Annotated in this window: 6 protein-coding genes; 3 read left to right on the forward strand and 3 right to left on the reverse strand. The window is 60.2% G+C overall.

Features of this window, described 5'->3' with window-relative positions; genetic code table 11:
• Window positions 1–21: 21 nt before the first annotated feature.
• From ACE3OH_RS03205 to ACE3OH_RS03215, 3 genes are read right to left on the reverse strand one after another with little or no spacing between them, the layout of a single operon-like run.
• Window positions 22–3,078 (reverse strand): efflux RND transporter permease subunit, encoded by a 3,057-nt coding sequence (locus ACE3OH_RS03205; RefSeq protein WP_374348305.1) that lies wholly within the window; start codon window positions 3,076–3,078, stop codon window positions 22–24.
• Window positions 3,079–4,119 (reverse strand): efflux RND transporter periplasmic adaptor subunit, encoded by a 1,041-nt coding sequence (locus ACE3OH_RS03210; protein WP_374348308.1) that lies wholly within the window; start codon window positions 4,117–4,119, stop codon window positions 3,079–3,081.
• Between the two features lie 16 nt (window positions 4,120–4,135).
• Complete coding sequence (locus ACE3OH_RS03215) at window positions 4,136–4,804, reverse strand: TetR/AcrR family transcriptional regulator (RefSeq protein WP_374348311.1); 669 nt, start codon at window positions 4,802–4,804, stop codon at window positions 4,136–4,138.
• A 256-nt stretch (window positions 4,805–5,060) separates the two neighbouring features.
• Here ACE3OH_RS03215 and argB point away from each other — a divergent pair, with 256 nt between their 5' ends.
• From argB to ACE3OH_RS03230, 3 genes are all read left to right on the forward strand, one after another.
• Window positions 5,061–5,960, forward strand: a complete 900-nt coding sequence (argB, locus tag ACE3OH_RS03220) for an acetylglutamate kinase (protein ID WP_374348314.1) — start codon at window positions 5,061–5,063, stop codon at window positions 5,958–5,960.
• A gap of 113 nt (window positions 5,961–6,073) precedes the next feature.
• The gene (locus ACE3OH_RS03225; RefSeq protein ID WP_374348316.1) at window positions 6,074–6,505 is read left to right on the forward strand and encodes a CBS domain-containing protein; all 432 of its coding nucleotides are present in this window, start codon (window positions 6,074–6,076) and stop codon (window positions 6,503–6,505) included.
• A gap of 104 nt (window positions 6,506–6,609) precedes the next feature.
• Window positions 6,610–7,214: pyrimidine 5'-nucleotidase (locus ACE3OH_RS03230; RefSeq protein WP_374348319.1), on the forward strand; the 605-nt coding region annotated here is incomplete at its 3' end.

Genomic DNA, 7,214 nt, shown 5'->3' on the forward strand with positions numbered 1-7,214 from the left:
TCCAAGCTTGCCCATTGCCATTTACGCAACACCAAAGGGCTTGCGTACCCGGTACCAGGCGGCATACAGGGCTGGCAGGAACAACAGCGTCAGCAAGGTGGCGACAAACAATCCGCCCATGATTGCCCACGCCATCGGCCCCCAGAAGGTGGAACGGGTCAGCGGAATCATCGCCAGAATCGCCGCAGCAGCGGTCAGCATGATCGGCCGGAAGCGCCGCACAGCCGATTCGATGATCGCTTCCCACAGGCTAGCGCCTGCCGCCACGTCATGGTCAATCTGATCGACCAGGATCACCGAGTTGCGCATGATCATGCCGGCCAGTGCAATCACCCCAAGCTGCGCGACAAAGCCGAACGGCACCTGGAAGGTGAACAGGATAGCCGAGACACCGATCATCCCCAAGGGTGCCGTCAACAGCACCAGCACCATCTTGCCGATATTCTGCAGCTGGAACATCAACAGCGTCATCACGGTGAACAGCATCAGCGGCATCACCGCCACAATCGACTGCTGGCTCTTCACGCTCGATTCCTGGGTGCCGCCGATCTCGATGGTGTAACCAAGCGGCAGGGCATCGGCCAGTTTCTTCACTTCCGGCCACATCGCCATGGTCACATCCGGCGCCTGGGCGCCTTCCACATCAGCCCGCACCGAAATGGTCGGCATGCGGTTGCGGCGCCAGATCAGGCTTTCTTCGCTTTCCAGCTTCAGGCGCGCAATCTGACTCAGCGGCACGAACTTGCCATCGTGCAGATAAATCTTCGCATCCTTGAGATTGTTCAGATCGGTGCGCTCCGGCGCAGTAAGGCGCCCCACCACATCGATATTGCGGTCCGCTTCACGGAAGTCGGTAATGGTGACGCCGCTAAGCGAGGTCTGCATCGCCTGCGCCACCTGTTGCGAGCTGATACCGAGGGCGCGTGCTTTGTCCTGGTCGATTTCCAGCCGCACCACATTGGCACGCTCGCTCCAGTCCGAGTTCACCTGCCGGGTATGCGGATTGGCACGCATGATGGCGGCGATCTGCTCGGCGATCGGCCGCAGCTTGTTGGCATCTGGCCCTGCCACCCGGAACATCACCGGATAACCGACCGGCGGACCGTTTTCGAGCCGGTTGACCCGGCCACGCACTACCGGGAAGTCCTTGGCGAACAGCGCTTGAATGCGCCGCGCCACATCCTCGCGCACATGCTCATTACGGGTCATCACGGTGAGCTGACCGAAGTTGAGATTGGGGAACTGCTGGTCCAGCGGCATGTAGTAGCGCGGGCTGCCCGAGCCGATATAGCTGGTGATGCTGACAATATCCTTATCACCCTTGAGCTTGCTCTCCATCGCCTTGACCTGTGCTTCGGTCTCGGCAAAGGTAGCCGACTGCGGCAGCCACATATCCACCATCAGCTCCGGCCGGCTGGAAGCCGGGAAGAACTGCTTGGGCACGAATTTGAACAGGCCCATGGCGACCACGAAGGCCAGCACGGTGACAACGATCACCGTCTTGCGATGCTCGATGCACCAGGTCACCAGCTTGCGGAAACGAACATAGAAGCCGCGTTGATACACGGCATGCTCATCGGCATGGCCGGTTGACTCAGGCAGCAGCTTGAAACCGAGATAGGGGGTGAACACCACAGCGACGAGCCAGGACAGCATCAGCGACAGGCCCACCACCTGGAAGATCGACACGGTGTACTCACCCGCGCCCGACTTGGCCAGGCCCACCGGCATGAAACCGGCGGCGGTGATCAGGGTGCCGGTCAGCATCGGCATGGCGGTGCTGGTATAGGCAAAGGTGGCGGCACGCATGCGGTCCCAGCCTTGCTCGAGCTTGAGCGCCATCATTTCCACCGCGATGATCGCATCGTCCACCAACAGGCCCAGGGCAATGATCAGGGCGCCGAGCGAGATGCGCTGCAACTCGATGCCGAGCAGATACATGCCCAGAAAGGTCATCGCCAGCACCAGCGGGATCGACAGCGCCACCACGATGCCGGTGCGCACGCCCAGCGACAAAAAGCTCACTGCCAGCACGATGGCGACGGCCTCGAGCAAGCTCTTCATGAATTCGCCCACCGCGCTACCAACCACATGTGGCTGGTCGGACACCGAGCTGACCACGATGCCGACCGGCATCTGGCTGCGGATCTGTTTGAGGGTGGTATCGAGATGCTTGCCCAACGAAATGACGTCGGCGCCGTTTTTCATGCTGACGGCAAGACCAATGGCATCCTTGCCATTGAAGCGCATCTTGAAGGTAGCTGGATCTACATAGCCACGGGTGACGGTAGCGATATCGCCAACGCGCAGGCTGTGACCGTTGGCGGTGATGCCGATATTGCGGATGGCTTCAACCGAATCAAATTCGCCGGTCGGACGCAGGGCGATACGTACACCACCGGTTTCCACCACGCCGGCCGGCGTGACGGCGTTGGTCACCGCCAGGGTCTGGAAGATGAGTTGCGGATCAATACCAAGCGAGGCCAGCTTGGCATTGGAGGTTTCGATATAGATCTTCTCGTCCTGATCGCCGATCAGATCGACCTTGTTCACTTCCGGTATGCGCAGCAGCTCGGCACGCGCCGCTTCGACATAGCGCTTGGTCTCGGCATAGCTGAAACCATCGCTGGTAAAGGCATAGATATTGCCGAAAGTATCACCGAATTCATCATTGAATACCGGCCCAAGCACACCTGAGGGCAAGGTATAGCGGATATCTCCGAGCTTTTTCCGCACTTGGTACCAGGTGTCCTGTACCGCGCGGCTGCCACGGATATCTTCACGCAGAGAGATGATCACCTGCGCTTCACCGGCCTTGGCGAAGCTCTTGGTGTAGTCGATCTCGGCCACTTCCTGCAGCTTTTTTTCCAGCTTGTCGAGCACCTGCACTTCCATCTGCCGCGCCGATGCGCCAGGCCAGTAAGCGCGTACCACCATGGCCTTGAAGGTGAATTCGGGGTCTTCCTTCTGCCCGAGACGTTGATAGGCAAACAGGCCGGCAAGAATAAAGGTGATGATGAAATACACCACCAGCTGGCGATGCTTGAGCGCCCATTCGGAGAGATTGATCGATTTCACTTATTTCTCCCCGCCAGGCAGTGCATCGGCAATCCGCACCTTTTCGCCGGCATGCAGCAGATTGGCGCCGGCGGTCACCACCTGCTCACCAGCTTGCAGGCCCTTGTCGATCAATACCGTGCCATTGCGTGCACCGGCAAGGCTCACCGGGCGCAGGGCAACCTGCATGGTCTTGCCATCCACCACCCATACCTGCGGCTTGCCGCTGTTGTCATAGATGGCCGACATCGGCAGCGAATAAGCCTGGCCTTGTTCGCCCGGCAAGGTGACATAGGCCGTCATGCCCAGCCTAACCTGCTGATCCGGCGCCACGATGGTGACCCGCGCCGCATAGGTGCGGGTAATCGGGTCGGTATCCGGTGCCAGCTCACGCAGGCGGCCTTGGTACTGTTTGTCCGGCGCCGCCCAAAGCGACACGGTCAGTTGTTTGGCATGACGCAGTTCTTCGATACGCGATTCCGGCACGCTGACCAGAACCTCGCGCTCGCCATCTTCAGCGATCTTCACCACCGGCGCGCCAGCCGCCACCACCTGGCCCACTTCGGCATTCAAGGCGGTAACCACGCCGGCATGCTCGGCGCGCAGCACGGTATAGCTGCCCTGATTGCCGGCCAGCTTGTACTGCGCCTGCATCGCATCAAAAGCCACCTTGGCTTGGTCGACATTGGACTGGCTGACAAAGCCCTTGGCCTGCAAGGTCTTGGCGCGTTCCAGATCCATGCGCGCCTTGTCGAACTGGCTGCGTGCTGCCGCTTCTTGCAATGCCACGTCTTTCGGATCGATCTTCAGCAAGGGCTGGCCCGCCTTGACCTGCTGCCCCAGTTCGACATAGCGCTCCAGAATCTGCCCGGCAATCCGGAAGCCTTGCGGGCTCTCGCGCCGTGCGCGCACCTCGCCCGAGTAGTTGGCGGCCAGTGCGCCATCCACCGCCTTGACGGTTTGAACGCGCACCGAGCGTATCTCCTCGTGCTGCTCCGGCGCCTTGCTGCAGGCAGCCAGTGCAACAGCAAGTATCAGCGGGGAAAACTGGGCAAAACGCATGGCAATCTCCATCGTGTCAGGCTGAGCGCAGACTCAGACCAAAAACCAGTGTTTGAATGACTTGTTCCAGGTATTCATCAACATTGAATTCGCCGGTTTCGCAGGCGGGCGCATGCTTCCACAGCATGGCCATCAGTACCGGAGCCACTACCACCTTTACCGTCGACTCGATCGGCATGGGGCGGAATTCGCCGCGATCCACGCCATACTGCAATGCCTTGGCGATCATCGCCTCGCCGCGCCGCACCACCACCTCGCGATGCAACTCGGCAAGCTCGGGGAAGTTGTTCGCCTCGGAAATAATCAACTTGGGCAGGCCGGACAGACGGGTAGCACCAATCAACGACCACCAGGTGCGGATCACCATGGCCAGCAACTCCGGCGCTGTACCCTTGAACTGGGTGATCAGCTGCTCGCCCTCATCCAGCTTGGCACCGATGCCGTCGCGGATGATGGCGCGCAGCATCTCTTCCTTGCCATCGTAGTAGCGGTAGATGGTGCCTGCCGTCACACCGGCGGCCGCCGCAATATCGTTCATCTTGGTGGCGGCAAAGCCTTTGGCTACAAACAGGTCCAGCGCGGCGTCGAGGATCTCGCCGGGGCGCGCATCCTTGCGCCGCGCCCAGCGCGTCACCGTGCCCAGAACCGGGCAGCTGCAGTCGTCGTGTTTATCAGTCAGCGTCATCCGGCGGATATTAAATGAATGTTCATTTACTTTTCAAGCGCAATTTCCGGAAATGGACAGCGCGACTACCGCGCATTGCGCGAATTTTCCGAGGTATCGTCGCCGCGAAGGCGGGCACGACTTTAGGCACTGCGGCATCGACATAGCCCCAAAGCAAGCCCCACACAGGCGAAGGTGCGCAGCAAGCCCATCGCGCCGGACGAAAAACCGGGTGGCTGCGGTAGAATTGCCGTTCATCGTTTGCCCTGGACCCACCATGCCTGCCATCACCCCGATCACTGCGCAAATCGCTGCCGACAAGGCGGCCATCCTGGCCGAGGCCATGCCTTATATCCGCCGGTTTCGCGGCAAGACCATTGTGGTGAAGTACGGTGGCAATGCCATGACCGAGCCGGCCTTGAAAGAAGGTTTTGCCCGCGATGTGGTGCTGTTGAAGCTGGTTGGCCTCAACCCGGTGGTAGTGCATGGCGGCGGCCCGCAAATCAATGAGCTGCTGTCCAAGGTAGGCAAGCAGGGCGAATTCATCCAGGGCATGCGCGTTACCGACAGCGAGACCATGGATATCGTGGAAATGGTGCTGGGCGGCCTGGTCAACAAGGAAATCGTCAGCCTGATCAACCAGCATGGCGGGCGCGCTGTTGGCCTGACCGGCAAGGATGGCCACTTTATTCGCGCCAAAAAGATGTTCCTGCGCGGTGACAACGACGAGGAGCAAATCGATATCGGCCAGGTGGGCGAAATCGACAGTATCGACCCGGAGCTGGTGGCCCTGCTCGACACCCGTGACTTTATCCCGGTGATTGCACCGATAGGCGTTGGCAGCCAGGGGGAGGCGTTCAATATCAATGCCGACCTGGTCGCCGGCAAGCTCGCCGAGGTGCTGCAGGCGGAAAAGCTGATCCTGATGACCAATACGCCGGGGGTGCTGGACAAGTCCGGCCAGCTACTCACCGGCCTTACACCGACCATCGTCGACCAGCTGGTTGCCGAGGGCACCATCTCGGGCGGCATGATTCCCAAGATCAGCTCGGCGCTGGAGGCAGCAGTCAGCGGCGTCAACTCGGTGCATATCATCGATGGCCGGGTCCAGCATGCCCTGCTGCTGGAAGTGCTGACCGACCATGGCGTAGGCACCATGATCACCCGCGATCACTAAGCCGGAGCGCCGTCGATGCCGCAGCGCACAAGCAATTGCGCTTGTCGGCACAGCCAGGCAGCCTACTATTACGGTTACCGTGTTTATTTCTTGGCCATTGGAGAATGCGCAGCATGAAAACCGCCCGCCAGCTACTTCAGGAAAAATCCCGTCAGGCCATTTTCTCGGTACCCCCCAATGCTACGGTTTACCAGGCACTTCAGCTGATGGCCGAAAAAGACATCGGCGCCGTACTGGTCATGGAAAAAGACAAGCTGCTTGGCATCTTTTCCGAGCGCGACTATGCGCGCAAGGTGGTACTGCAGGGCAAGACCTCGGCCGGCACGCCGATTTCCGACATCATGACCAAGCGGGTGATCTTCGCCCAACCAAGCCAGACCACCGATGAGTGCATGGCCATCATGTCGGAAAAGCGCTTTCGCCACCTGCCGGTGATGGATGGCGACACCGTACTGGGCGTACTGTCGATCACCGACTTGGTGCGCGAACAGATTGCCGAACAGCAATTCATGATTGCGCAGCTGGAAAACTATATCCACGGCTAAGGTCGCGCAGTCATATCCCCTTGCCCTCCCGCATCGCCCCGGCCAGCGCCGGGGCGGTTTTCTTTTCGGGCCCGGCCGGCCTCGCCAATAACCCTGTTTTGCCGATGAGCACTCCGCACTGGATCTTTGACCTCGACAACACCCTGCACGACGCCAATGGCTATGTCTTCCCGCAAATGAAGCAGGAAATGACCGCCTATATCGCCCGGCATGTCGGTATTGCGCCAGAACAGGCCCAGCAGCTGCATCACCACTATTGGCAGCACTACGGCACCACACTGGCCGGCCTGCAGCGCCATCACGGCCCGGTCGATGCTGCCCATTTCCTGCGCGAAACCCATGTGCTGGCAGCGCTGGAACAGCATCTGTCGCCGATGCGCAATCTTCATCGCACCCTGCGCCAGCTGCCTGGTCGCAAATTCCTGTTCACCAATGCGCCGCTTGCCTATGCGCGGCGGGTTATCGCGCAATTGGGCATTGCCCATCTGTTTGACGCGGTACAGGCGATCGAGCACGCGCGCCTATTGCCCAAACCGCACGCTTACGGCTACCGACGCTTGCTGCAGCGGCATCAGCTCGATCCGCAGCGCTGCATCATGGTGGAAGATACGCCGGACAATCTGCGCACAGCCAAGCAACTCGGCATGCGCACCGTGCTGCTCGGCGAGCGAGGCAGTTCGTTTCATTTTGCCGACCTGACCATTGCACA

Source organism: Chitinimonas sp., from assembly GCF_041904975.1.
In the GTDB taxonomy this organism is placed as follows: Bacteria; Pseudomonadota; Gammaproteobacteria; order Burkholderiales; family Chitinimonadaceae; genus Chitinimonas.

What these genes read in the sequence shown, in the direction of transcription:
- ACE3OH_RS03210 (WP_374348308.1), bottom strand. Translation starts at nt 4,119, where the DNA reads ATGCGTTTTGCCCAGTTTTCCCCGCTGATACTTGCTGTTGCACTGGCT.
- ACE3OH_RS03215 (WP_374348311.1), bottom strand. Translation starts at nt 4,804, where the DNA reads ATGACGCTGACTGATAAACACGACGACTGCAGCTGCCCGGTTCTGGGC.
- argB (WP_374348314.1), top strand. Translation starts at nt 5,061, where the DNA reads ATGCCTGCCATCACCCCGATCACTGCGCAAATCGCTGCCGACAAGGCG.
- ACE3OH_RS03225 (WP_374348316.1), top strand. Translation starts at nt 6,074, where the DNA reads ATGAAAACCGCCCGCCAGCTACTTCAGGAAAAATCCCGTCAGGCCATT.